This window comes from Salmonella sp. SG203, from assembly GCF_013350575.1.
Classification (GTDB): Bacteria; Pseudomonadota; Gammaproteobacteria; order Enterobacterales; family Enterobacteriaceae; genus Salmonella; species Salmonella enterica.
In genome coordinates this window covers 1-24,631 of the sequence record NZ_SNMT01000016.1, presented here as the reverse complement: position 1 = coordinate 24,631, position 24,631 = coordinate 1, and the positions used below count along the sequence as shown (strand labels likewise).

20 protein-coding genes, 1 tRNA gene and 3 pseudogenes are annotated in these 24,631 nt (G+C 51.8%); 14 read left to right on the top strand and 10 right to left on the bottom strand.

Annotated elements, in window-relative coordinates:
• Positions 1–274 precede the first annotated feature (274 nt).
• The 6 genes from mepS (at position 275) to yejF (ending at position 8,361) form a co-directional block, all read left to right on the top strand.
• Positions 275–847 (top strand): bifunctional murein DD-endopeptidase/murein LD-carboxypeptidase, encoded by a 573-nt coding sequence (gene mepS / locus HV477_RS19580; protein WP_000241015.1) that lies wholly within the window; start codon positions 275–277, stop codon positions 845–847.
• Positions 848–1,172: 325 nt separating this feature from the next.
• A complete protein-coding gene (locus tag HV477_RS19575) occupies positions 1,173–2,729 on the top strand; it encodes a cyclic di-GMP phosphodiesterase (protein ID WP_000957763.1) in 1,557 nt (518 codons plus the stop codon).
• A 106-nt stretch (positions 2,730–2,835) separates the two neighbouring features.
• On the top strand, positions 2,836–4,641 hold the full coding sequence (locus HV477_RS19570) for an extracellular solute-binding protein (protein ID WP_023236975.1): 1,806 nt from the start codon (positions 2,836–2,838) through the stop codon (positions 4,639–4,641).
• A gap of 9 nt (positions 4,642–4,650) precedes the next feature.
• Positions 4,651–5,745 carry a microcin C ABC transporter permease YejB gene (locus HV477_RS19565; RefSeq protein ID WP_000501623.1) on the top strand — a complete coding sequence of 365 codons (1,095 nt, stop codon included), beginning with the start codon at positions 4,651–4,653 and terminating at the stop codon, positions 5,743–5,745.
• Positions 5,745–6,770, top strand: coding sequence for an ABC transporter permease (locus HV477_RS19560; RefSeq protein WP_001137747.1), 1,026 nt, complete (start codon positions 5,745–5,747; stop codon positions 6,768–6,770). The genes HV477_RS19565 and HV477_RS19560 overlap by 1 nt, the downstream gene beginning before the upstream one ends.
• A 1-nt stretch (position 6,771) precedes the next feature.
• Complete coding sequence (gene yejF, locus HV477_RS19555; RefSeq protein WP_000203612.1) at positions 6,772–8,361, top strand: microcin C ABC transporter ATP-binding protein YejF; 1,590 nt, start codon at positions 6,772–6,774, stop codon at positions 8,359–8,361.
• Positions 8,362–8,364: 3 nt separating this feature from the next.
• Here the strand turns inward: yejF and HV477_RS19550 are convergent, their stop codons facing one another.
• From HV477_RS19550 to rsuA, 3 genes are all read right to left on the bottom strand, one after another.
• Positions 8,365–8,709 carry a YejG family protein gene (locus HV477_RS19550; protein WP_001094639.1) on the bottom strand — a complete coding sequence of 115 codons (345 nt, stop codon included), beginning with the start codon at positions 8,707–8,709 and terminating at the stop codon, positions 8,365–8,367.
• A gap of 390 nt (positions 8,710–9,099) precedes the next feature.
• Positions 9,100–10,290, bottom strand: a complete 1,191-nt coding sequence (locus HV477_RS19545) for a Bcr/CflA family multidrug efflux MFS transporter (protein ID WP_000213347.1) — start codon at positions 10,288–10,290, stop codon at positions 9,100–9,102.
• A gap of 27 nt (positions 10,291–10,317) precedes the next feature.
• The gene (gene rsuA, locus HV477_RS19540; RefSeq protein WP_001234835.1) at positions 10,318–11,013 is read right to left on the bottom strand and encodes a 16S rRNA pseudouridine(516) synthase RsuA; all 696 of its coding nucleotides are present in this window, start codon (positions 11,011–11,013) and stop codon (positions 10,318–10,320) included.
• 151 nt (positions 11,014–11,164) lie between these two features.
• Between rsuA and HV477_RS19535 the strand changes: the two genes are divergently transcribed.
• On the top strand, positions 11,165–12,925 hold the full coding sequence (locus HV477_RS19535) for a DEAD/DEAH box helicase (protein WP_000578121.1): 1,761 nt from the start codon (positions 11,165–11,167) through the stop codon (positions 12,923–12,925).
• 124 nt (positions 12,926–13,049) lie between these two features.
• Positions 13,050–13,334 (top strand): 50S ribosomal protein L25, encoded by a 285-nt coding sequence (gene rplY / locus HV477_RS19530; protein WP_000494192.1) that lies wholly within the window; start codon positions 13,050–13,052, stop codon positions 13,332–13,334.
• Positions 13,335–13,442: 108 nt separating this feature from the next.
• On the opposite strand, the gene HV477_RS19525 is transcribed toward rplY, so the two are convergent.
• Together HV477_RS19525 and yejK are read right to left on the bottom strand one after the other, a co-directional pair.
• Positions 13,443–14,063 carry a hypothetical protein gene (locus HV477_RS19525; protein WP_000033426.1) on the bottom strand — a complete coding sequence of 207 codons (621 nt, stop codon included), beginning with the start codon at positions 14,061–14,063 and terminating at the stop codon, positions 13,443–13,445.
• Between the two features lie 27 nt (positions 14,064–14,090).
• Positions 14,091–15,098 carry a nucleoid-associated protein YejK gene (gene yejK, locus HV477_RS19520; protein ID WP_000050805.1) on the bottom strand — a complete coding sequence of 336 codons (1,008 nt, stop codon included), beginning with the start codon at positions 15,096–15,098 and terminating at the stop codon, positions 14,091–14,093.
• A 179-nt stretch (positions 15,099–15,277) separates the two neighbouring features.
• Between yejK and HV477_RS19515 the strand changes: the two genes are divergently transcribed.
• The 3 genes from HV477_RS19515 to HV477_RS19505 all read left to right on the top strand — a co-directional run bounded on the left by HV477_RS19515 (position 15,278) and on the right by HV477_RS19505 (position 17,447).
• The gene (locus tag HV477_RS19515) at positions 15,278–15,505 is read left to right on the top strand and encodes a YejL family protein (protein ID WP_001135904.1); all 228 of its coding nucleotides are present in this window, start codon (positions 15,278–15,280) and stop codon (positions 15,503–15,505) included.
• Positions 15,506–15,536: 31 nt separating this feature from the next.
• The gene (gene yejM / locus HV477_RS19510; RefSeq protein WP_001625086.1) at positions 15,537–17,297 is read left to right on the top strand and encodes an LPS biosynthesis-modulating metalloenzyme YejM; all 1,761 of its coding nucleotides are present in this window, start codon (positions 15,537–15,539) and stop codon (positions 17,295–17,297) included.
• A gap of 73 nt (positions 17,298–17,370) precedes the next feature.
• Positions 17,371–17,447 (top strand) — tRNA-Pro (locus HV477_RS19505).
• Between the two features lie 299 nt (positions 17,448–17,746).
• On the opposite strand, the pseudogene HV477_RS19500 reads toward HV477_RS19505, so the two are convergent.
• The 3 genes and pseudogenes from HV477_RS19500 to HV477_RS19485 all read right to left on the bottom strand — a co-directional run.
• Positions 17,747–17,969 (bottom strand): annotated as a pseudogene (locus HV477_RS19500) (DUF4113 domain-containing protein); the annotation flags it as partial.
• Positions 17,970–18,056: 87 nt separating this feature from the next.
• On the bottom strand, positions 18,057–20,423 hold the full coding sequence (sspH2, locus tag HV477_RS19495) for an SPI-2 type III secretion system effector E3 ubiquitin transferase SspH2 (protein WP_079828356.1): 2,367 nt from the start codon (positions 20,421–20,423) through the stop codon (positions 18,057–18,059).
• Positions 20,424–21,358: 935 nt separating this feature from the next.
• Positions 21,359–22,039, bottom strand: a pseudogene (locus tag HV477_RS19485) (phage tail protein); the annotation flags it as partial.
• Here HV477_RS19485 and HV477_RS19480 point away from each other — a divergent pair.
• Both HV477_RS19480 and HV477_RS19475 read left to right on the top strand, forming a co-directional pair.
• Positions 21,999–22,157, top strand: coding sequence for a hypothetical protein (locus HV477_RS19480; protein ID WP_000340080.1), 159 nt, complete (start codon positions 21,999–22,001; stop codon positions 22,155–22,157). The pseudogene HV477_RS19485 and the gene HV477_RS19480 sit on opposite strands and share 41 nt — an antisense overlap.
• A 28-nt stretch (positions 22,158–22,185) precedes the next feature.
• Positions 22,186–22,374, top strand: coding sequence for a hypothetical protein (locus HV477_RS19475; RefSeq protein ID WP_001142121.1), 189 nt, complete (start codon positions 22,186–22,188; stop codon positions 22,372–22,374).
• A gap of 191 nt (positions 22,375–22,565) precedes the next feature.
• On the opposite strand, the gene pagL is transcribed toward HV477_RS19475, so the two are convergent.
• Positions 22,566–23,129, bottom strand: coding sequence for a lipid A 3-O-deacylase PagL (pagL, locus tag HV477_RS19470; RefSeq protein WP_000281877.1), 564 nt, complete (start codon positions 23,127–23,129; stop codon positions 22,566–22,568).
• A 729-nt stretch (positions 23,130–23,858) separates the two neighbouring features.
• Between pagL and narP the strand changes: the two genes are divergently transcribed.
• Positions 23,859–24,506, top strand: coding sequence for a nitrate/nitrite response regulator protein NarP (gene narP, locus HV477_RS19465; protein WP_001115497.1), 648 nt, complete (start codon positions 23,859–23,861; stop codon positions 24,504–24,506).
• A gap of 43 nt (positions 24,507–24,549) precedes the next feature.
• Here narP and HV477_RS28505 read toward each other — a convergent pair.
• Positions 24,550–24,631 (bottom strand): annotated as a pseudogene (locus tag HV477_RS28505) (hypothetical protein); the annotation flags it as partial.

The window sequence follows — 24,631 nt, the reverse complement described above, 5'->3', positions numbered from 1 at the left end:
CGCTTAATTTGACCCGTGCTGATAGTTCACTTTTCGTATCATAAATTCTTATAAAAAATCACGCGAAATCGCTCGCAATGACAGCAACAATCGGGTAATCTCAAACTCGTTTTGCCTCGCCAGATAATTATTCTCATTGCGAATAAATTTGTGCGTTCCGCCACAGATTTGTGCACAAAGAATTGTCTCAAGCTGTGCAGGTAATTAGTCTCATCACGTTTGGCATTTTTATAACGATATTTATCGTTAAGGACTTCAAGGGAAAACAAACAACATGGTCAAATCTCAACCGATTTTGAGATATATTTTGCGCGGGATTCCTGCGATTGCAGTTGCGGTTCTGCTTTCTGCTTGTAGCACAACCACCAATACCGCAAAGAATATGCATTCTGAGACGCATGCTGTGGGCAATAGCGATAGCTCTTCACTGCAAGCCTCTCAGGATGAATTTGAAAATATGGTGCGTAACCTCGACGTTAAGTCGCGGATTATGGATCAGTATGCTGACTGGAAAGGCGTGCGTTACCGCCTGGGCGGCAGCACTAAGAAAGGCGTCGACTGTTCCAGCTTTGTACAGCGCACCTTCCGTGAACAGTTTGGTTTAGAGCTTCCGCGTTCAACCTATGAACAGCAGGAAATGGGCAAAGCAGTTTCACGCAATAACCTGCGTACGGGCGATCTGGTTCTGTTCCGCGCCGGCTCCACTGGTCGCCATGTCGGTATTTATATCGGCAATAACCAGTTTGTCCATGCGTCTACCAGTAGCGGCGTCATTATCTCCAGTATGAACGAACCGTACTGGAAAAAACGCTACAATGAAGCGCGTCGAGTTCTGAGCCGCAGTTAATCTTCATCAGGCAGCACCTCCCTTGGCTTACCTGATGAGACGACATAAAAAGCACTGCTTCAGCAGTGCTTTTGCTTATTATCCCTTCTGAACCCGTTTTACCGAATAGCGACGTGTCGCCTCTTATCCAGCCTACAACACACGAACATAGGCCTGATAAACATAGCGCCATCAGGCATTCAGGTCGTTTCCCCCAACGCCTACTGCGACAATACGCTTTCCTGCGCATCACAGAAAAGCATGACTATCCGGGGTAATCCAGGCTATAGTCTTATAAATCAACCAGTTTAACCGGCATCCGCCTTTTCAGGTCACACCAGGAATTATGCTTACACGCGACTCCTCTTCCGGTCGGAAAATCCTGCTTACCTGTATCATTACGGGGATGGCGGCAGCATTACTTATAGGTAGCCTGCAATTTTTCCTGTCGTGGCATAAACGGGATGTTAAATACAATACGCTCCTTTCTGATGTACAACATTACCTGGCCAGCTATTTCGCCGACCTGAAAGCCACCACCGATATTCTTCAGCCGTTGACGATCAACACCTGTCAGCAGGTTGGCGCAGAACTCACCTCAAGAGCCGCTTTTAGCCTTAATGTCCGCGCCTTCTTATTGATTAAAGATAAAAAAGTGTTCTGCTCTTCCGCCACTGGCGCCATGAATATGCCGCTTCAGCAATTGGTGCCGGATATAGATATCCGCAAAGACGTTGCTATGGCGATTCTGCCCGGCACGCCAATGATGCCCAACAAACCGACAATGGTGATTTGGTATCGAAACCCATTATTAAATGACAGCGGCGTATTCACATCGCTGAATATTAACCTGACGCCCTACTTACTCTATACCACGCGCCAGGACGATTTTAACGGCATCGCGCTGATTGTCGGCAATACCGCGCTGTCGACCTTTTCTTCGCGTCTGCTGACCGTCGCGGAGCTGCCGGGCACGCCATCACGACAGGCAACTATCAACGGCCTGCCGCTTAAAATACAGCTTTATGCCGATAGCTGGACCTACAATGACTTGTGGTATGCGTTGATGCTGGGCTGCATTAGCGGCATCGTAGCAGGGTTTATCTGTTACTTTATCTATGCCCTCCGGACGCGACCGGGCAAAGAGATTTTAACGGCGATCAAACACGAGCAGTTTTATGTGGTTTATCAGCCCGTCGTCGATACTCGTACGCTGAGCGTCACCGGGCTTGAAGTCTTACTGCGCTGGCGTCACCCTACGGCAGGAGAGATTCCGCCGGATGCCTTTATCCACTATGCCGAAGCGCAGCAACTTATCGTACCGTTAACGCAGCATCTGTTCGAGCTGATCGCCCGCGACGCACCCACGCTACAGAAGGTGATGCCCGTCGGTGCCAAATTTGGCATTAACATCGCGCCGGAACATCTGCACAGCGACAGTTTTAAAGAGGATATGCACCGGCTCAGGGACGCCCTGCCCGCGCACCATTTTCATATCGTGCTGGAAATCACTGAACGCGATATGCTCCAGCAGTATGAAGCGGCCAAACTGTTCGAATGGCTGCATTCCGCCGGGTTTGAAATCGCTATAGATGATTTCGGTACAGGCCATAGCGCCCTGATTTATCTGGAGCGATTTACTTTAGATTATCTGAAAATCGATCGCGGCTTTATCCAGGCGATCGGCACGGAAACCGTCACGTCGCCGGTTCTGGATACCGTGCTGACGCTCTCCAGACGCCTGAATATGCTGACGGTGGCCGAGGGCGTTGAAACGCCGGAGCAGGCCCGTTGGCTACGCGATCACGGTGTTAATTACTTGCAGGGGTACTGGATTAGCCGTCCTTTACCCCTTAAAGATTTCGTGCTGTGGATGTCGGCGCCTTCCGTGCCTGAATGGTAGTCCCCTTACGGTTTTAACGGATTCACATCAGACGCAACGTCACTTATTATTCAGCGAAACGCCTGCCGGTTTGCAGCGGGCAATACGATAAGGAAACCGCCTTCAGATGATTGCGCGCGTAATGCTTCTGCTTGTCGCACTGGTTAGCGCTGGCGCCCAGGCCCAGGAAATCAAAGAAAGCTACGCTTTCGCCGTACTCGGCGAACCTAAGTATGCTTTTAACTTTGATCACTTTGATTATGTAAATCCTGCTGCGCCGAAAGGCGGTCAGATGACGCTTTCCGCCATTGGTACGTTCGATAATTTCAATCGCTATTCGCTGCGCGGCAATCCCGGCGTACGTACCGAAGCCCTTTACGATACGCTTTTTACCACCTCGGATGATGAACCCGGAAGCTATTACCCGCTGATTGCCGACCATGCCCGCTATGCCGCCGACTATTCCTGGGTGGAAATCTCGATTAATCCCCGCGCTCGTTTTCACGATGGCACGCCCATTACCGCCCGCGATGTGGCCTTTACCTTTCATAAGTTTATGACCGAAGGCGTACCGCAGTTCCGTCTGGTCTATAAAGGTACTACCGTGAAGGCGATTGCGCCTTTAACCGTGCGAATTGAGCTGGCGAAGCCTGGTAAAGAAGACATGCTTAGTCTGTTTTCATTACCGATCATGCCCGAAAAATTTTGGAAAAATCACAAGCTCAGCGATCCGCTTTCAACGCCGCCCTTAGCCAGCGGGCCATACCGGATTACTCAGTGGAAAATGGGCCAGTACATTGTCTATTCACGCGTCAAAAACTACTGGGCGGCTAATCTGCCGGTCAATCGTGGACGTTTTAACCTCGACACTATCCGCTACGATTACTACCTTGATGACAATGTCGCTTTCGAGGCGTTTAAAGCGGGCGCATTTGATCTACGGCTGGAAAACGACGCTAAAAACTGGGCAACGCGCTACATCGGTAAAAATTTCGATAATCATTACATCATTAAAGAAGAGCAGAAAAACGAGTCGGCGCAGGACACACGCTGGCTGGCCTTTAACATTCAGCGCCCGGTATTTAAAGACCGGCGGGTACGTGAAGCTGTCACCCTGGCCTTCGATTTTGAGTGGATGAATAAAGCGCTGTTCTATAATGCCTGGAGCCGAACCAACAGTTACTTCCAGAATACCGAGTACGCCGCCAGAAATTACCCTGACGCCGATGAGCTGGTATTACTCGCGCCGATGAAAAAAGATCTTCCTCCTGAAGTCTTCACTCAGATCTATCAGCCGCCGGTCTCTAACGGCGACGGCTACGATCGCGAAAATCTTCTTAAAGCTGACGCCTTGTTGACGCAGGCCGGATGGGTGATCAACGGACAGCAACGGGTCAATAGCGTCACCGGTAAGCCCCTGACGTTTGAACTTCTCCTTCCTGCCAGCAGTAATAGCCAGTGGGTTCTGCCCTTCCAGCATAATCTTCAGCGTCTGGGCATTACGATGACTATCCGTCAGGTTGATAATTCTCAACTCACCAACCGGATGCGTAGCCGCGACTATGACATGATGCCGAGGCTATGGCGGGCGATGCCCTGGCCCAGCTCCGATCTACAAATCTCATGGGCGTCGGAATACATTGACTCCAGTTATAACGCTCCCGGCGTACAAAGCCCGGTGGTGGATAAACTGATCGCGCAAATTATCGCAGCGCAGGGTGATAAAGCGAAACTGGTGCCACTGGGACGGGCGCTGGATCGCGTGCTGACCTGGAACTATTACATGCTGCCGATGTGGTATATGGCGCAAGACAGGCTCGCCTGGTGGGATAAATTTTCCCATCCGGCGACTCGCCCGGTATATACCATTGGGTTAGATACCTGGTGGTATGATGTCAACAAAGCCGCCAAACTACCGGCAGCCAGGAGGTAGTAAGAATCAATGGGCGCCTATCTTATCCGCCGTCTGTTACTGGTAATCCCCACGCTATGGGCCATTATTACCATTAACTTTTTTATCGTGCAGATCGCTCCCGGCGGCCCTGTCGATCAGGCGATTGCCGCGATTGAATTTGGCCAGGGCGGCGCGTTGCCCGGCGCCAGCGGCGAAGGCGTTCGCGCCAGTCATGCGCAAACCGGCGTCGGCAATATCAGCGACAGCCATTATCGCGGCGGCCGGGGACTCGATCCGGAGGTGATCGCGGAGATCACCCATCGCTACGGCTTCGACAAACCGCTGCATGAGCGTTATTTCAAGATGCTACGGGACTATCTCTCTTTTGACTTCGGCGACAGTCTGTTTCGCAGCGCATCCGTGCTGACGCTGATCAAAGATAGTCTTCCCGTCTCCATTACCCTGGGATTATGGAGCACGCTGATTATTTATCTGGTGTCTATCCCGCTGGGGATCCGCAAAGCCGTCCATAACGGCAGTCGCTTTGATGTGTGGAGCAGCGCGTTTATCATTATCGGTTATGCGATCCCCGCCTTTCTGTTCGCTATTTTATTAATCGTCTTTTTTGCCGGCGGCAGCTACTACGATATCTTTCCGCTACGTGGCCTGGTCTCCGCCAACTTTGACACGTTACCGTGGTACCAGAAAATCACCGATTATTTGTGGCATATTACGCTACCGGTGTTGGCGACCGTCATCGGCGGTTTTGCCGCCCTGACGATGCTGACGAAAAATTCGTTTCTCGACGAGGTGCGTAAACAGTATGTCGTTACCGCTCGCGCTAAAGGCGTGAGTGAAAAAAACATTCTCTGGAAACATGTTTTTCGTAACGCCATGCTGCTGGTGATCGCCGGGTTTCCCGCCACTTTTATCAGTATGTTTTTCACCGGCTCGCTGCTAATTGAAGTCATGTTTTCACTCAACGGCCTGGGGCTGCTGGGTTATGAAGCAACCGTTTCGCGCGACTATCCGGTGATGTTCGGCACGCTTTATATCTTTACCCTGATTGGCTTATTACTGAATATCCTGAGCGATATCAGCTATACGCTGGTCGATCCACGCATTGATTTTGAGGGACGATAATGCCGCGATTAAGCCCGGTCAATCAGGCCCGCTGGGCGCGTTTCCGCCATAATCGCCGGGGCTACTGGTCACTATGGATTTTCCTGATCATGTTCAGCCTGAGCTTATGCGCGGAACTGATTGCTAACGATAAGCCATTGCTGGTGCGCTATGAAGGCCAGTGGTATTTTCCGCTGGTAAAAAATTACAGCGAGCGCGATTTCGGCGGCCCGCTGGCGACAACGGCGGATTATCAGGACCCCTGGCTACAACGGCAGCTTGAGAATCGGGGCTGGGTGTTGTGGGCCCCCGTACGCTTTGGTGCCAATACCATTAATTTTGCCACCACGCAGCCTTTCCCCTCCCCGCCTTCGGCGAAAAACTGGCTGGGCACCGATGCGAATGGCGGCGACGTTTTCGCCCGCATCCTGTACGGCACCCGCATTTCTATTTTATTCGGCCTGATGTTAACGATTTGCTCCAGCGTCATGGGCGTACTGGCGGGCGCGCTACAGGGCTATTATGGCGGCAAAGTCGATTTATGGGGGCAACGTCTCATCGAAGTCTGGTCGGGGATGCCGACCCTGTTTCTGATTATTTTACTTTCCAGCGTAGTGCAGCCTAACTTCTGGTGGCTGCTGGCCATAACCGTACTGTTTGGCTGGATGAGTCTGGTGGGCGTGGTGCGCGCCGAGTTTTTACGGACCCGCAATTTTGACTATATCCGCGCCGCGCAGGCGCTTGGCGTCAGCGATCGGGACATTATCCTGCGCCATATGTTGCCTAATGCGATGGTCGCTACCCTGACATTTTTACCGTTCATTTTATGTAGCTCCATCACCACCCTGACGTCGCTGGATTTTCTGGGATTCGGTCTGCCGCTTGGCTCCCCTTCTCTTGGCGAACTTCTTTTACAGGGGAAAAACAACTTACAGGCTCCCTGGCTGGGGATCGCCGCCTTTCTGTCTGTCGCCATTCTGCTATCGCTGCTGATTTTTATCGGCGAAGCGGTACGCGACGCCTTTGATCCTGCTAAGGCGGTATAAGATGACATCTCCATTGCTTGCGATTGAAAATTTATCGGTAGGTTTCCGTCAGCAACAGCACGTGCGCCCTGTCGTTAACGCCATTTCGTTACAGGTGAACGCCGGGGAAACGCTGGCGCTGGTCGGCGAGTCCGGGTCAGGAAAAAGCGTGACGGCGCTTTCCATTCTGCGTCTTTTGCCTACCCCTCCCGCTGTCTACCTCTCCGGCGATATTCGCTTTCACGGCGAATCATTGCTTCATGCCAGCGAGCAGACGCTACGCGGCGTGCGCGGCAATAAAATCGCCATGATTTTTCAGGAACCGATGGTTTCACTTAACCCGCTGCATACGCTGGAAAAACAGCTCTATGAAGTGCTGTCGCTCCATCGGGGAATGCGTCGGGAGGCGGCAAGGGCGGAGATGATCGGTTGTCTGGATCGGGTCGGTATCCGCCAGGCGAGCCAGCGTCTGCGCGATTATCCGCATCAGCTTTCCGGCGGCGAACGCCAGCGCGTCATGATAGCCATGGCGCTGTTAACACGGCCGGAATTACTGATCGCCGATGAGCCGACCACCGCCCTCGACGTCTCCGTACAGGCGCAGATCTTATCTCTACTGCGGGAACTCCAGCGTGAGCTCAATATGGGATTGCTGTTTATCACCCATAACCTCAGCATTGTAAAAAAACTGGCGGATTCAGTGGCGGTAATGCAACACGGCAAGTGCGTAGAGAACCAACGCGCCGACACGCTGCTCTCCGCGCCGACCCATCCGTACACGCAAAAACTACTCAACAGCGAACCCACTGGCGATCCGGTTCCGCTCCCCGCCGGGCAGGCGCCGTTGCTGGAAGTGGACAAGCTGCGCGTCGCCTTCCCAATCCGCAAAGGCATTCTGAAGCGCGTCGTGGATCATAATGTGGTGGTTAACAATATCAGTTTCACCCTGCATCCAGGCGAAACGCTGGGTCTGGTCGGCGAGTCAGGATCGGGAAAAAGCACCACCGGTCTGGCGCTGTTACGGCTTATCCGCTCCGAAGGCCGCATCGTGTTTGACGGTCAATCGCTGGATACGTTAAACCGCCGCCAGCTTTTACCTGTTCGCCACCGTATCCAGGTCGTATTCCAGGACCCGAACTCATCGCTAAACCCGCGTTTAAACGTGTTGCAAATTATCGAAGAAGGCCTGCGCGTCCACCAGCCTACGCTTTCAGGCGCGCAGCGAGAACAGCAGGTGAAAGCGGTCATGATGGAAGTCGGCCTGGACCCGGAAACGCGGCATCGTTACCCCGCTGAGTTTTCCGGCGGCCAGCGTCAACGTATCGCCGTCGCCAGGGCGCTGATTTTAAAGCCGTCGCTTATTATTCTGGATGAACCGACCTCATCGCTGGATAAAACCGTTCAGGCGCAGATTCTTGCCCTCCTGAAATCGCTCCAGCAAAAACACCGTCTGGCCTATATCTTCATTAGCCACGATCTGCATGTAGTACGCGCGCTGTGCCATCAGGTTATCGTGCTGCGGCAGGGGGAGGTGGTTGAACAGGGGCAATGCGAGCGCGTGTTTACCGCACCGCAACAGGCCTATACGCGTCAGCTACTCGCGTTAAGCTGACGCCTAAAAAGGATTATTGTTAGAAAAAGGTTCCGCTATCGCCACGCCGAAATTTTTCAGCCGACAGGTGGCGGCAAACTCATCCTGACGATTAACGAACAGGCACGGTTCCCCTTCGCATTCCAGCACGGAGCAAGGAACTTCAATATCGCTTAGCGCCTGGCTGAGCTTATGCATCACTGACCACGCGCTATCGCCTGCCGGACTCAACAGTTTAAGCGCCACCAGACTATTCTCGGTGCTCTGCCCGTTTTGCGGAATCGGTTCAACCTTTGACCCCGCAAAACCCGCCGACCAGCGATAGTTTTGCGGCAGACGGTGAACAATTGAGAGCTGTAATGTATTCACTTTCTTTCCCCGGAAGCACAATTACTTCACAATTTACTTACATTTATATTAACACATCATTGACAACCCGTCCTTAAACAGATTGCTAACGCCCTTCTCTCCGTCAGTGGCTCTACAGCAAGCGGGAGTTAAAATAGTTTTACCGACACGGAGATAGCGGCGGGCTATATGTACCCGTTTCTGCGATCTAACTCAACCTTTTTAACTACAATGATGTGACTTTTTACATAAATGGATTTTACATAAAATAAACATAAAGGAGGAAAATGATGAATTGGTAATTGATATACATCAACTATGAAAGCCGTTTGGCTTTGCCATCGTGTAGCGGATAGCATCCCCCAACGCCGCCTGCGCATTCTTCGGCGCCATTGAGGGACAGCGCGCCCGTCACCGTTTTTTGGGACGGCTGGCGTAGAGATAAAACAGAATGGAACAGGCGGCGCAAAGCGCAATCGACCAGATCATCGGCCACGCACTGTTAAAGGTAGCCAGCGACAGCAACGCGCCGACGATAGCGCCAATACCAAAGCGGAAAGTGCCCGCCAACGAAGACGCCGTTCCGGCCATATGCGGAAACTCATCCAAAATGACCGCCATCGCATTGGACGAAACCATCGACACACAGCCGACAAACGCCGCAACGCCAACCACCAGCGCCCAGAATCCAATGCCCATCAGCGCGCTGAAAACCATCCACACCGCCATCGCAAACTGAATCCATAGCCCGGCCCGAAACATGTTTAGCGCCCCTACCCGTCTGACAAAACGGCTGTTGATAATCGTCATCACAAACAGAAATACGATGTTCAACGCGAAGTAGTAGCCGAAATCCTGCGGCGGAACATGATTAATTTCGATATAAACAAACGGCCCCGCGCTCAAAAAAGAGAACATACCGGCAAAACTAAACCCGCTCGCCAGCATATAGCTCAGTACGCGTTTGTGGCGAAACAACGCGGCAAAGTTACCTATTGTGGTACGAATATGAAAAGGCTGACGCCGCTCAACGGGCAGCGTCTCTTTAATCAGAGCAAAGATCATGACTGACGCCAGAATCGCCGCAATGGCCAGTATCCAGAAGATATAGTGCCAGCTTAACCATACCAACACCCAGCCGCCGACAATGGGCGCCATTAACGGCGCTATCGTAGTGACCAGCATGACAAATGACATCATGCGCGAAAACTCTTCCTTTGGATAAATATCCCGCATCAGCGCATTGATGACGACGCTTGCCGCCGCGGCCGCCAAACCGTGGAAAAAACGCATCACGATCAGTTGATCGATAGTCTGCGCCAACGCACAGGCGACCGCCGCAGCGGCAAATACCAGCGTCCCGCCCAGGATGACCGGCTTACGCCCGAGGCTATCCGCCATCGGTCCATAGATAAGCTGACCCAGCGCAAACCCCAGAATATAGGTGCTGAGCGTCATCTGCGCGCTACCGGCAGGCACGCCGAATTGCGCAGAAATCACCGGCAGCGCTGGAAGATACATATCAATCGACAGCGGCATTAACATGGCCAACAGGCCAAGAATAAAGACAATAGCAAAGGAAGAGTGCTGCCGGGTGGTCACATCGAACTCCTGAATTTAACGAGATAGTTAGCCGACGCTGGCGATTTCTTCTTCAGTCAACGGGCGGTACTCGCCGGGAGCCAGATTCTCATCCAGCGTAATGGCGCCAATCCGTTCGCGGTGCAGTTCCACAACGTGATTGCCTACTGCGGCAAACATCCGCTTCACCTGATGATAACGGCCTTCGCTGATGGTCAGCCGGACCTGCACAGGCGTTATCACCTCCAGCGTAGCGGGTTTAGTGAGATCTTTTTCATTATGCAACTGCACGCCTTTCGCAAATTGCGCTGCCGTATCGTCGGCCACCGGCGACTCCAGGGTCACCAGATAGGTTTTTTCACAGTGATGGCGCGGCGACGTAATGCGGTGCGACCACTGACCGTCATCTGTCATTAACACCAGACCGGTAGTATCGATATCCAGACGTCCTGCGGCATGCAGCTTATACGCCACCGGCTCATCCAGGAAATACAGCACCGTTGGATGATCGGGATCATCGGTTGAACAAACGTATCCCTGCGGCTTGTTAAGCATAAAATAGCGTGGCCCGTGTTGCTGCGCTAAGGGATTGCCGTCATACGCAACCGCATGTTCCGGGAGCAGTTTGAAGGCCGCATTTTTAATGATGTCGCCATCGACGGTAACGCGGTTACCACGAATTTCACGCCCGGCAATAGCGCGGCTGACGCCAAGCTGCTGAGCGATAAATTTATCAAGTCGCATGTGTGTGATTTAGCCTGTAATAATACGGAAATCGGGCATTCTACCCGAAAAAAGGGAATTGCTATCCGCTCAGTATAGCGGGCTAACTATATCCCTCAAGGGAAATGATTCATGGCATACTATTCCCGGAACCGTTTAACGTAGTGAGACCATGATTTTTACACTCCGCCCCTACCAGCAAGAAGCCGTAGACGCCACGCTCAGCCACTTTCGCCGCCACCGTACGCCCGCCGTGATTGTTCTGCCGACCGGCGCAGGTAAAAGCCTGGTGATCGCCGAACTGGCGCGCGTCGCCCGCGGACGGGTACTGGTGCTGGCGCATGTGAAAGAGCTGGTCGCGCAGAACCACGCCAAATATTGCGCGCTGGGGCTGGAAGCGGATATTTTCGCCGCCGGACTCAAACGTAAAGAGAGTCAGGGCAAAGTCGTGTTCGGCAGCGTACAGTCGGTGGCGCGTAATCTTGACGCCTTCCAGGAGGAGTTTTCGCTGTTGATTGTCGATGAATGCCACCGCATCGGTGACGATGAAGACAGTCAGTATCAGCAAATCCTCACTCACCTGAGTAAAGTTAATCCTCACTTACGTCTGCTTGGGCTCACCGCCACGCCTTTTCGCCTCGGAAAAGGCTGGATTTATCAATTTCATTATCACGGTATGGTGCGCGGCAACGACAACGCTCTGTTTCGCGACTGTATTTATGAACTGCCGCTGCGCTATATGATTAAACACGGCTATCTGACGCCGCCTGAGCGGCTTGATATGCCAGTGGTCCAATACGATTTCAGCCGCCTGCAGGCCCAAAGCAATGGGCTGTTCAGCGAAGCCGACCTGAACCGTGAGCTGAAAAAGCAGCAGCGGATTACGCCGCACATCATCAGCCAGATTATGGAATTTGCGCAAACGCGCAAAGGCGTGATGATTTTCGCCGCCACGGTCGAACATGCGAAAGAGATTGTCGGTCTGCTTCCGGCGGACGACGCGGCGCTGATTACCGGCGATACGCCAGGGCCCGAGCGCGACGCGCTGATTGATAATTTCAAGGCGCAGCGTTTTCGCTATCTGGTTAACGTCTCGGTGCTGACCACCGGCTTTGACGCCCCACACGTTGATCTCATCGCGATTCTACGTCCCACCGAGTCAGTTAGTCTTTACCAACAAATTGTCGGGCGTGGTCTGCGCCTTGCGCCGGGAAAGACCGATTGCCTGATTCTTGATTACGCAGGCAACCCGCACGACCTGTATGCCCCGGAGGTCGGTAGCCCGAAGGGAAAAAGCGATAACGTCCCTGTCCAGGTATTTTGCCCGGCCTGCGGCTTTGCCAACACCTTCTGGGGGAAAACCACTGCCGACGGCACGCTGATTGAACACTTTGGCCGTCGCTGCCAGGGCTGGTTTGAGGATGACGACGGCCATCGCGAGCAGTGCGATTTTCGCTTTCGCTTCAAAAACTGCCCGCAGTGTAATGCCGAAAACGATATTGCCGCCCGACGCTGCCGGGAATGTGACGCTATTCTGGTCGACCCGGACGATATGTTAAAAGCGGCGCTCAGGCTCAAGGATGCGTTAGTCCTGCGCTGTAGCGGAATGACGATGCAGCATGGGCAGGATGAGAAAGGCGAATGGCTGAAAATCACTTACTATGACGAGGACGGCGCGGATGTCAGTGAGCGCTTCCGCTTGCACACGCCCGCCCAGCGTACCGCTTTCGAACAGCTATTTATTCGCCCGCATACGCGCACGCCTGGCGTTCCTTTACGCTGGATCACGGCGGCGGATATTGTCGCGCAGCAGGCGCTGTTGCGGCATCCCGATTTTGTGGTCGCGCGGATGAAAGGCCAGTACTGGCAGGTGCGTGAAAAAGTGTTCGACTATGAAGGCCGCTTCCGCCGGGCGCACGAATTACGTGGTTAATTGTACTTTTCATTGATGTAACGGCGATTTGAGTATAGAATCCCGCCCGCCTTTGCATACGCAAAGCAGATCACTTACCTGTTGCTGGGTCGCCTGTAGCAGGAATTATTAAAGAGAGATTTAAATGTTTACTATCAACGCAGAAGTACGTAAAGAGCAGGGTAAGGGTGCGAGCCGCCGCCTGCGCGCCGCTAACAAGTTCCCGGCAATCATCTACGGCGGTTCTGAAGCCCCGATTGCTATCGAACTGGACCACGACCAGGTGATGAACATGCAAGCTAAAGCTGAATTCTACAGCGAAGTTCTGACCCTCGTTGTTGACGGTAAAGAAGTAAAAGTTAAAGCTCAGGCTGTACAGCGTCACGCTTACAAACCGAAGCTGACTCACATCGACTTCGTTCGCGCGTAATCGCCTGGAAGTTGAAGAAAAACCCCGCCCCGGCGGGGTTTTTTTATGCGTTTAATTGAATTTGACGACATGCAGAGCAACGAGAACCCACTTTGCTTTTCTGCTTTCTTACACCTCGCCACATTCAATTAGCGCCTCCCCTAATCGAGGATCTGTAGTTTCCGCCGCGGTATTCATACCTTTAAGCCGATTGAATAATGCCCGTTGACGAACGCTGGCACTTTCCGGTTTCCATGGCAAAATTCGTATTGGTATCGTTTGCCCATCATTCAACGCATCAAATACCTTTTCATTGGTCAGTAAGTCGCCGCAGCTCCATGTCTTGCTATCAAACTGAAAATCAAATAAGACATGGAGTTCCAGTTCATCTACACGCACTTGACGCTTTGCATTATCGATGCGTATTTCCACCTTCTCTTTATGCGTCAAAGTTGCATCAAGATTGAGTCCATACCGTTTCAACTGCCCCTTGTCGTAATAGTAACGTATGCTGGACCAGGTTGATTTAAAAGCAAATCCAGTAATGAATAAACCACTTAACAAGAACAGCGGGCATATGAACAAGCTCAGTAACCAGTTGGTGCCATAAGTATAAAACAGTACCAACGAGAGAACGGTGAACACCATGCCGAGCATCAACATCATCAAAAATGCGACAATGTGCGCATACAAAACCTGCCGAAATAAACTGAAATTAACAGGCGGCTTCTGACGTATTCCTTTACTCACTACGGCGTCCTTTTATGTAGTATGCCTTTATTTCCCGCCCAACGTGCGTCGTTGCAACTGATCGCGCAAATTCGGCGGCGTCCCTTTGATAGTCAGGGTATCGGTCGCCGGGTCCCAGAAAATCCGCTCGCCCAGTAGCATCGCATCAAAGTTAATCGTTAACCCGCCGCCGCTGCCGGCATATTTGGTTAACTGGCGTAGCGTACTGCGATCTGCCGGGAAGCTCTCTTCCAGCTCATAGCCTTTTTCGGCGGTAAATTCGCTGAAGCTGACTTCACTGACGCCGGAAAGCTCTTTAGACAGCGATTCCAGCTCAATCTCTTCCCCGGCTTGTAATTGCTCATTGCAGTAGCTGTACACCTGCTGGCGCACGTTCTGACGTTCCGCTTTATCCAACTGCGCTTCTGCGGTGAAATCATCCACTGCCTGCAACAGGCCGCGATTCTGCGCTTTGGCGTTCAACCCTTCGCTGGCGCCGAGGAAATCCATAAAGAAGTCAGCAACCTTGCGCCCTACCCGACCTTTCAGGAACGTCAGATAGCGGGTCGATTGCGGATTAGTTTCCCACTCGGTAAGATCGATACGCGCCACGATATCCGCATGATTGATATCAAGATAATGCGTCGGGTTAATGTCCAGATTTTCATTGACCCGCATACTGCTCAGGTTGTTCAGTACCGTAACCAGCAGATACTCCACCGCCAGGTAGCGATAATGGCAGAACAATACAATGCCGCCGTCCGCAAAGGGGTATTTCGCCAGTTCGTCACGCAGGCGTCCGGTCGCCGCCCGGCTAAAGGCAAGAAAATCTTCTTCCCCCTGACGTTGCAACCGCAGCGCTTGCGCCAGTTCACTCTCTTCATTAAACAGGCCATACGCCTTATTCTTGGCGCTATAGACCCGATGCAGTTCAGCCACCATCTCGACAACGGTGGTTGTCGGCTCCAGCAATGAATCGCGCAAGACCAGCTCAAGATTTTGCTCATCGCGCTTGATAAGCTGGTGCAGGGCAATCTGGTTGATATCCAGACTCATGATAAACTCTCCTTTAAGACCGGGCGGTATTCAACCACCGCCTGCCGGAAGACGCAAGCAATCGCCCTGTCATTTCAGGCGTTATCCGTAACGCGAATGATTTAGGGGATAAAAATGCAGAAAAAAAACTGTTGCTACGGTAATATGTTGCCCTTTCATGAACAAACAGATTTTGATTTATGCCACAACTCTCCCGCTATAGTGATGAACATGTTGAACAACTGCTGAGCGAACTGCTCAGTGTACTGGAAAAACATAAGGCGCCGACCGATCTTTCCCTGATGGTACTGGGAAATATGGTCACCAACCTTATCAACACCAGCGTGGCGCCGGCTCAACGCCAGGCGATTGCGAACTCTTTTGCCCGCGCCTTGCAGTCTTCGATTAGCGAAGACAACGCGCACTAAAAAGCCGACTCCGGAGAAACAAGCGACAGGTATGGTAACTCATCGTCAGCGCTACCGTGAAAAAGTCTCCCAGATGGTTAGCTGGGGGCACTGGTTCGCTCTGTTCAATATACTGTTGGCTACGTTGCTCGGCAGCCGTTACCTGTTTGTCGCCGACTGGCCGACAACGCTTGCGGGTCGCATATACTCCTACCTGAGCATTGTCGGGCACTTTAGCTTTCTGGTGTTCGCCACCTATTTGCTTATTCTTTTTCCGCTCACGTTTATCGTGATGTCCCAGCGGCTGATGCGGTTTTTATCAGCCATTCTGGCGACCGCGGGTATGACGTTGTTGCTTATCGACAGCGAAGTCTTTACCCGTTTCCACCTGCATCTTAATCCCATTGTCTGGGAGCTGGTCATCAACCCTGACCAGAACGAAATGGCGCGCGACTGGCAGCTTATGTTTATTAGCGTGCCGGTTATCTTATTGATTGAGATGCTATTTGCGACATGGAGTTGGCAAAAGCTGCGCAGTCTCACGCGCCGTCGCCATTTCGCAAGGCCGCTTGCGGCATTCTTTTTCGTCTCCTTTATCGCATCGCATCTTATCTACATCTGGGCAGATGCTAATTTTTACCGGCCGATTACCATGCAGCGGGCAAACCTGCCGCTCTCTTATCCGATGACGGCGCGACGTTTTCTTGAAAAACACGGTCTGCTGGATGCGCAGGAATATCAGCGCCGTCTGGTAGAGCAAGGCAATCCGGAAGCGGTCTCCGTTCAGTACCCGCTCAGCAATTTGCACTATCGCGATATGGGCACCGGTCAGAATGTGCTGCTCATTACCGTAGACGGCCTGAACTATTCTCGCTTTGAGAAGCAGATGCCGGAGCTGGCTACATTTGCCGAGCAAAACATCGACTTCACCCGTCATATGAGTTCAGGGAATACCACTGATAACGGTATTTTCGGCCTGTTCTATGGCATATCGCCAGGCTATATGGATGGCGTGTTATCCACCAGAACGCCTGCGGCGCTCATTACCGCGTTGAATCAGCAAGGCTACCAACTGGGACTGTTTTCTTCGGATGGCTTCGCCAGCCCGCTTTATCGTCAGGCATTACTGTCCGATTTCTCGATGCCGGCAGCGCAAACGCAGTCTGATGCGCAAACGGCCAGCCAGTGGATAGACTGGCTTGGGCGCTACGCACAGGAAGATAACCGCTGGTTCTCATGGATATCGTTTAACGGTACTAATATTGATGACAGTAACCAGAAAAATTTTGTTAAGCGTTACGCCAGTGCCGCCAGCGACGTGGATGCGCAAATCAATCGGGTTCTGAACGCGCTGCGAGAGGCCGGTAAATTCGAGAATACTGTCGTGATCATTACCGCAGGACGCGGCATACCGTTGACGCCGGAAGAAAATCGCTTCGACTGGTCGCAAGGTCATCTGCAAGTACCGCTGGTGATCCACTGGCCGGGGACGCCTGCGCAGCGTATTAATGTGCTTACCGATCATACCGATGTGATGACCACGTTGATGCAACGCCTGTTACATGTCAGCACGCCAGCGAACGAATATTCACAGGGCCAGGACATCTTTACCGTTCCACGTCGTCATAACTGGGTAACGGCGGCAGACGGCAGTACGCTGGCTATCACGACGCCGCAAATGACCCTGGTGCTCAATAATAACGGTCATTATCAGACCTATGACTTACACGGCGAGAAGATCAAAGATCAGAAGCCGCAGCTCAGTCTGCTGCTGCAAGTGCTAACAGAAGAGAAACGTTTTATCGCTAACTGATTAATTATAAATCAGTTAGCACCGTTTCCCCTTGCATTCGCGTTGGAAAGAGGTAGTATTAGCACCCACAAGTCGGCACGTAGCGCAGCCTGGTAGCGCACCGTCATGGGGTGTCGGGGGTCGGAGGTTCAAATCCTCTCGTGCCGACCAAAATTCCCCTTAAAAGCCAGCCTGCCAGGGCTGGTTTTTTTATATATCCAATTTGCAAATGGTGAAATAGCTATCGAAGGTCACTGCAAATTGACTTCAAGCTCCCTCCAACGCGAAAAGTTGAACAGATGACTTAAATACATTGATTAGTCATCCTTAACCAGTAGAATCCGCCACGACTGGTAACTATTCAATACACGCACTATCGAACGATCGCCAGTTTGCCGCAGCCCGTTCTTGCATACAATGTGGCTGCGGCACACCATCACATCAGAAATTTGAAAATCAGGGTAAACCTGTCACTTAACCTGAAGCAGGTCTTCATAGCGGGTGGTATATCGGGATGACAGTATGTTTCTCTTCATAGCCCACTGTTGCTGGATACCCTCCCCGGCAAAGTACAGCTTTCCCCAGCCCTTCTTTGCATTCAGGTGATCCAGTACTTCCATCGGCTTCTCGCTACCGGCGCGCGGCGCGTTATCATCGAAAAAGTTTCGCCGCGCCCTGACTGAAGAAGTCTCCCCTATTTCACCTGTACATCATCCGTACTGTCTGATGTTGTTCGTCCGGGAATATCTTTGTCGCACCGCACCTCATTCACCTGGTGCATCAGTTACGACGCCACTGAACGTTCAGATAGCTCCCCAGCATCTCCTCTACAAGAGGTCGCAGGCCATCCAAAAATGTCTTTTTCGCGCTCTCCATCGCTCTTGCTCCGATAGTGCGCTCTGCATCGGTATTACCGACCAGCCCAGACGGTCTCAGCTCTGTGTCAGACAGCATCCGGTACGTTTCCTCATAATCCGATATTTGCTTTTCACGAAGCGCGTTAACGCGTTCCGGCGCTTTGCGCTCCAGCACTCTGTGTAACGGCCCCCACTGCAGTATCCACTCCCTGAACTCGCTTTTTTCAGCGGCTTTCACCTGAAGCTCCGCGTCCTGAAGGTCTGTAACCGTCACGCCGGATACGTCAAAGAAACGCATTTCTGCCGTCACGCTGGTCAGCCCGAGTGATTTCTTCAGCTTATTCTGATACGCCAGCCAGACCTCAATTTCATCAACGAGAGCCAGCGTTCTGACCTTTTCCCGGGCAATCTGTTCCAGTTTTCCCAGACGGAACATCTCACGCCCCGTGGCAACCAGCGCCGCGAGATCGTTATCGTATTGCCCTTTTTCTGCATTATGTACCAGCTGTACGTTCTTCATCTGGTGCAAAAAAAATGTGACCCGGTCCTCGCAGCTTGAGGTTGCCTCTGTTGCCATAGCAAAGGTGTTTGCTCTCAACGCCTCATCTTCAGCCAGTTGTGCCAGCCAGGACGATATCTGTGCCTTAAACCCCGCGTCCTTTATGAAGTTTTCCGTCTCACTCAGTCTGTCCAGGAAGAGGCTGAAGGCGTCGGCGTTATCTTCCTGTCCGAACATATGCCATCTGTCTGCAGGAGCCGGTTCCCCCTCCCGGGCAGGCACCAGCCAGTCAGCGGCCGCCAGGTGCAGTGCCCGAGTTTCCCGGGGGGCGGAGGCTCCCGCCATATCGAATTGTATTATGGGGCCTGAATAGCCAGGCGCGCTGGTGATCTCCCGCAGCGCCTGCAAAGTACGTTCAGACAGTGGGTTCCCTTCCAGATTTACGGTTGTCTCTGAAGACAGATGAATGAGACTTTCCGGCAGGCGGGTCAGCTGGTTACGATAGACCGACAGCGACAGTAGTCCTGACGGCAGCATCGGCAGGCTGGTCAGCCGGTTACCAGATACCATCAGCTCCTTCAGTTCTGACGGCAGCACCGGCAGACTGGTCAGCCGGTTACCAGATACAATCAGCTCCTTCAGTCCTGACGGCAACGCCGGCAGGCTGGTCAGCCGATTATTATAGGCCCACAGCTTATATAATTCTGACGGCAGCGTCGGCAGGCTGGCCAGTTGGTTATCAGATACCGACAGCTCCTGTAGCCCTGACGGCAACGTCGGCAGGCTGGTCAGCTGGTTATTATAGGCCCACAGCTTACATAATTCTGACGGCAGCGCCGGCAGGCTGGCCAGTTGGTTATCAGATACCGACAGCTCCTGTAGCCCTGGCGGCAACACCGGCAGGCTGGTCAGTTGATTACCAAAGATCCACAGCTTACATAGTCCTGACGGCAGCGCCGGCAGGTGGGTCAGCGGGTTACTAAAGATCGACAGTTCCAGTAGTCCTGGCGGCAGCACCGGCAGGCTAGTCAGCTGGTTACCAGAGACCTCCAGCGTCCGCAGTTCTGGCGGCAGCGCCGGCAGGCTGGTCAGATTATTATCAGGAATAACCAGTGTGGTAATATGCGCGGGTAAACAGTCTGGCAAGGTGGTAAGACCTGATTCTCCCACGTTAAGCACTGCATTGCCATTATTCAGGCAGGCACGCATTTTCTGTACCACTGCTGCACGGCCGCGTGACTCTTCTGCGGGTGCAGCCCTTCTCCACGCTGACCAGACAGCATCATACTCTGCTGGCGTCTGTGGAGCCGTTGTGGCAGGGAGGAAGGATGTCCTGAATGTCCCGGATGCCCCTTCCGCGTGTCCTGTGCCCTCCTCACCCTGTGCTGTGTCCAGGGTGAGGCGATGTGTTTCACTGTACCCCTGGCAATTTACGGTATAGTTCCCGGCATCATCAAGGGTGACTGACAATATCTCCTGACTGTCTTCATCCAGAATACAGAAGTAATTTTCCCCGTGCTGGCCGGAATGAATGCTTTCCTCCCATCCGGCATACGCGAGCGTCCTGAGCAGTTCAAATCTGTTGATCGTATCCTCCCGCGTCGTTCCGGCCGGCGGGTGACAAATCGCCCAGATGCACTCCAGCGCTTCAGTCTGGTGCGTTGAGCAAAAAAATTCCTTCATTTTTTCCCAGGAACTCATTTCAGGGGGGGTATCAGACCAGGCAATACGATAAATGCGACGGTTACTGATGGTGGCGGGAAGACATCCGCTTCCAATATGAAAGGGCATAACAAAAAACCTTTATAAATTTACATATAGTATCTGTCCGGCAGACATCATCTCTTCCTGGTCTTAATTTCACAATAAGGTTATCGGCGGATTCATGGTCGTCCTGACATGGCGGGCTTCAGAAGGTGCAGAAGAAAAATCCGTTATGATGACCGGATGGCGGGACTGTCATTTTACAGCTAAAGTGTCGATTTTTTCAGGGTCGCTTTCCACGATGACCAGATCATCCGGTATCAACGCCCGGGCGTTCAATTTTCGATTCTGCCTGCCTGCGCAGCTCTTCCGGCGAATAAACCCTTTGAACGACTTTACCGTCTTTAAACTGCCAGCAGCATGAATATCAGCGCGACGGTTTTCATCCGTATCAGGCAACTCTGCAACGCTCTGGCCAGCAGGCCACAGCCCGGAAACATCACGCGTAATACACGTAATAACATCGTTATCGTCGTAGGTAATTTTCAGCGTGTCTGCTGAAAATAATTGCTGGCACCCATACCAGTCCTGACCATCCTCTGATTTAAGATACGCCGCATCGGCGAATAATGTGTCATCTGGTTCCGGTGCATACGGAATGAAATTTTTAATATTTAAAAACTGTTTGTTCTTTTTATTTTTTTTCCGCTGTCATAATTATTCCTTCTTATACACTTGGGGCTGTCACCCACGTATCACCAACCAGATACTGAATGGGACGTTGTCACCCGAATAGTCATCGCGCCACGCACTCCCATTACCTCAATCACTGCGCCAGCGAGACAGATATTACCGCAGCCAGTATCCGTGATGATTTTGTTATAAGCGTAAGACCAGGAGCCACGACACATCCAGTAAGGGTGATTGAATGCGCCCTGAGACTCCAGCCAGACGATAAACTCCGCCGTCGTCCACGGATTATCATCACAGCCGATAATAACTGCGCCATCAAACGCTCGCGCGGCACCGATACGACGCACAAACAAATCCTTGTCCGGAATATCGCCGCCATTCTGTGATTTTTGTAATGCATCGGCGGCACGACTTATGGTTTCTCGCAAACCAACGTATTCGATAAGACCGTCAACACTTTTTCCTGACAGCGCCGTCAGGGTTTCGTCCAACGGCTGCTTGCCCGCCAGTTTATTCAGTACCGTGGTGGCAAAGTTCGGATCATTTCCCAACGCGTCAGCCAGTTCCTGCAGGGTGTCCAGTGGCTCCAGTACGGAACCAACCAGCGCGGCAATCAGTTTGCGGACAAACTCCGCGTTTGTTGTCTGAAGCCCTTTAGCATCGCCTGGCGGCGTCGGTGTGGTCGGCGTTCCAGTGAATGCCGGGCTGTCCAGCGGCGCTTTGGTCCGTACCTCACCCATAACGGTTTTTACCGCCTTTGGTGTGGCCGCCAGCGCTTCGCTGTCACTGTCCGTGGCACTGCTTAATTTAACGATACCTTTTTTCGTCAGGCTTGCATCTTCCAGGGAAATCACGTCTGCGATATCCTCGGCCCGTTTCGCGGCCTCTTCGGCTCTGGTTGCCAATTCTCCGGCTGCAGCTCTGCTTTGCGCTGCCAGTGATGCGCTGGTATCAGATGCGGCGGCGTGGGTGGATGCCTCCGATGCTGATGACGAGGCGGCTGCCGCCGTTCTGGCTGTGTCAGCCGACGCCGCGCTGGCTGATGCCTCCCCGGCTTTTGTGGTCGCCGTACCTGCGCTGCTCTCCGCAGATGCTGCGGATGAAGCTGCCGACCAAAATTCCCCTTGAAAACCAGCCTGTCAGGGCTGGTTTTTTTATGCCTACAATTAAAAAGTTAGCTGATGCCAGAGACGTTATTTTGCATGAACTGATCGGACATCTTTCCTGTGCAGTGGTCAACGTAAAGTCAATGCAGGCAAATAACGTAAACCATGTTTGTACTAAAACAGAAAAAGCGCATCTACACCCTATACTGGAAAAAATGTTTGCAGTGGCAGGTAAATGAGTAAGCAATCTGTCGCAGCAATAATAAAACGTTCTGGTAAGGTAAACGGCCTACCACGCCTTTGTCGCTAACAATTAGCCTCCCTGTCGCCATAGGGTCGATAACGATCGGCTATTCACAACACGTTTTGTAGACAACGTACGGTGATTAATTACTCCTTCAGCCAGCAACTCGCTAATTGTTATTCAACTTCAGAAATTATAACTAATTGAAGCACCTACAAAATTATGCCCTGAATTTTTATCCGTAAGTGATCCATTCGAGAAATGCCGGATATAAGCTTCTGTAGAAAAAGCCCCAAAGTTCCAGCCAAGAAACGCTTTTTCTCCAAAGGTAAATGCAGAATTGACACGCATATCATCTCGCGACTTAGATTTTATATAAGCCCCCAGACCAATACCGGTATAGATACCAGCGAAATGAACCAGCGCCACATCCTTCGAGATACCCAATACGCCCTGGTTATATTTATTACAGGGAACGCTGCCAGAATGTTTACTGCAATCATCGCTACCCTTAGCCTTAAATCCTCCTAACTCCAGATTATTTCTTGCCTGTAAAAAGAAAAAATCGCTGGGTTCACTGTATGTCAGAAAAGCCGTATATAAGTGCTCAACCCCTCCTCTTCTTATACTTTCTCCCGCAGCAAAAGAGATCTGATGCTTGTTGCCCTTGCCAAAAAAAACATTATCATTAGCAGAACATGCGAATGCACAAGGTAATAATAGATATATAAATATTCTCTTCATATACACTCCACCACCATTTCAATGTCAATAGTTATTTTTAACCGGCTAACATATTTAAAATTTTCTACGCCACGCTTACGCTCACAGAAACGGCTGATATAGCATCCACACTACGTTCTCCCCTTGAGTCGCCCCAACGGGTGCTCAAAACGCCGCGAGTGTTGTTCAGGCACATCCAGGATAAGTTATAAGTGAATGACACTCATTTCTGACCACATTTTCATTTATGATAAGAATATCGTCAGAATCTCTTTATCGCATAAAAATACCTCTGCTATTGACTTAATATTTAATTTAACAGATGTCGCGGTTTATTCGTTCTGCTCAGATGTATTTCATTGACATTAATAAAACCATAAATAAATTCAGTTAAAATAATTTGTTAATAATGACAAGCTTTAGACGCTATGACTTTTAATAAGGAATTTCCTGCCAGTAAAGATAGTCTGGACTTACGGGTGCAAGGGCGCAGCAACATATGCCACACTTCTGTTATGTCACATTGCCCGAAAAAAGCGTCCAGACCAGTATTCAACTTCAGGGAGTATTCTGTTTTCTCTCACAACGGGTTGTTTTATCCTTTCTATCGTTCAGCTAATTACTCGCCTGTCACAGGTTTTACTACTTACCCATGCACTAATTAGGGTAAAATTTACGCGCTTGACAATGTGGCAAATCTGGACGATTTCCGCGCTGAAAACAATAATCATTCTAATAAAACTCAGGAGATACAGCATGCCTGAAGTAACACCTTTTCAGGTGCTTATTGTGGACGACCATCCACTTATGCGGCGAGGTATTCGTCAATTACTGGAACTGGACCCGGCTTTTCATGTCGTTGCCGAAGCGGGTGACGGGGCGAGTGCGATCGATCTGGCGAATCGCATTGAGCCCGATCTGATCCTGCTGGATCTGAATATGAAAGGTCTGAGCGGGTTAGATACCCTGAACGCGCTACGCCGGGATGGTGTGACGGCGCAAATTATTATTCTTACCGTCTCGGATTCCGCCAGCGACATCTACGCGCTGATCGACGCCGGCGCCGACGGTTATCTGCTCAAAGATAGCGATCCGGAAGTGCTGCTGGAGGCCATTCGCAAAGGCGCTAACGGCGGTAAAGTCTTTAGCGATCGGGTCAATGAATATCTGCGTGAGCGCGAACGGTTTGGCGCGCAGGAAGATCCCTTTAGTATCCTGACCGAACGAGAGTTAGATGTCTTGCATGAGCTGGCGCAGGGGCTTTCTAACAAACAGATTGCGTCAGTACTGAATATTTCTGAGCAGACGGTTAAGGTGCACATTCGTAATCTACTTCGCAAGCTAAACGTGCGCTCACGCGTCGCGGCGACCATTCTATTTTTACAAACACGCGGAATACAGTAACAAGCCAGGCCCGATGGCGCCACGCCACCGGGCCGTCAGGGTCTTATTTCTCCTGCGCCAGCCGGATACTGCGCTCTATCACCGCCCGCCGGGCGTCACCCGCCGGCAGCAGCTTCAGCATCATC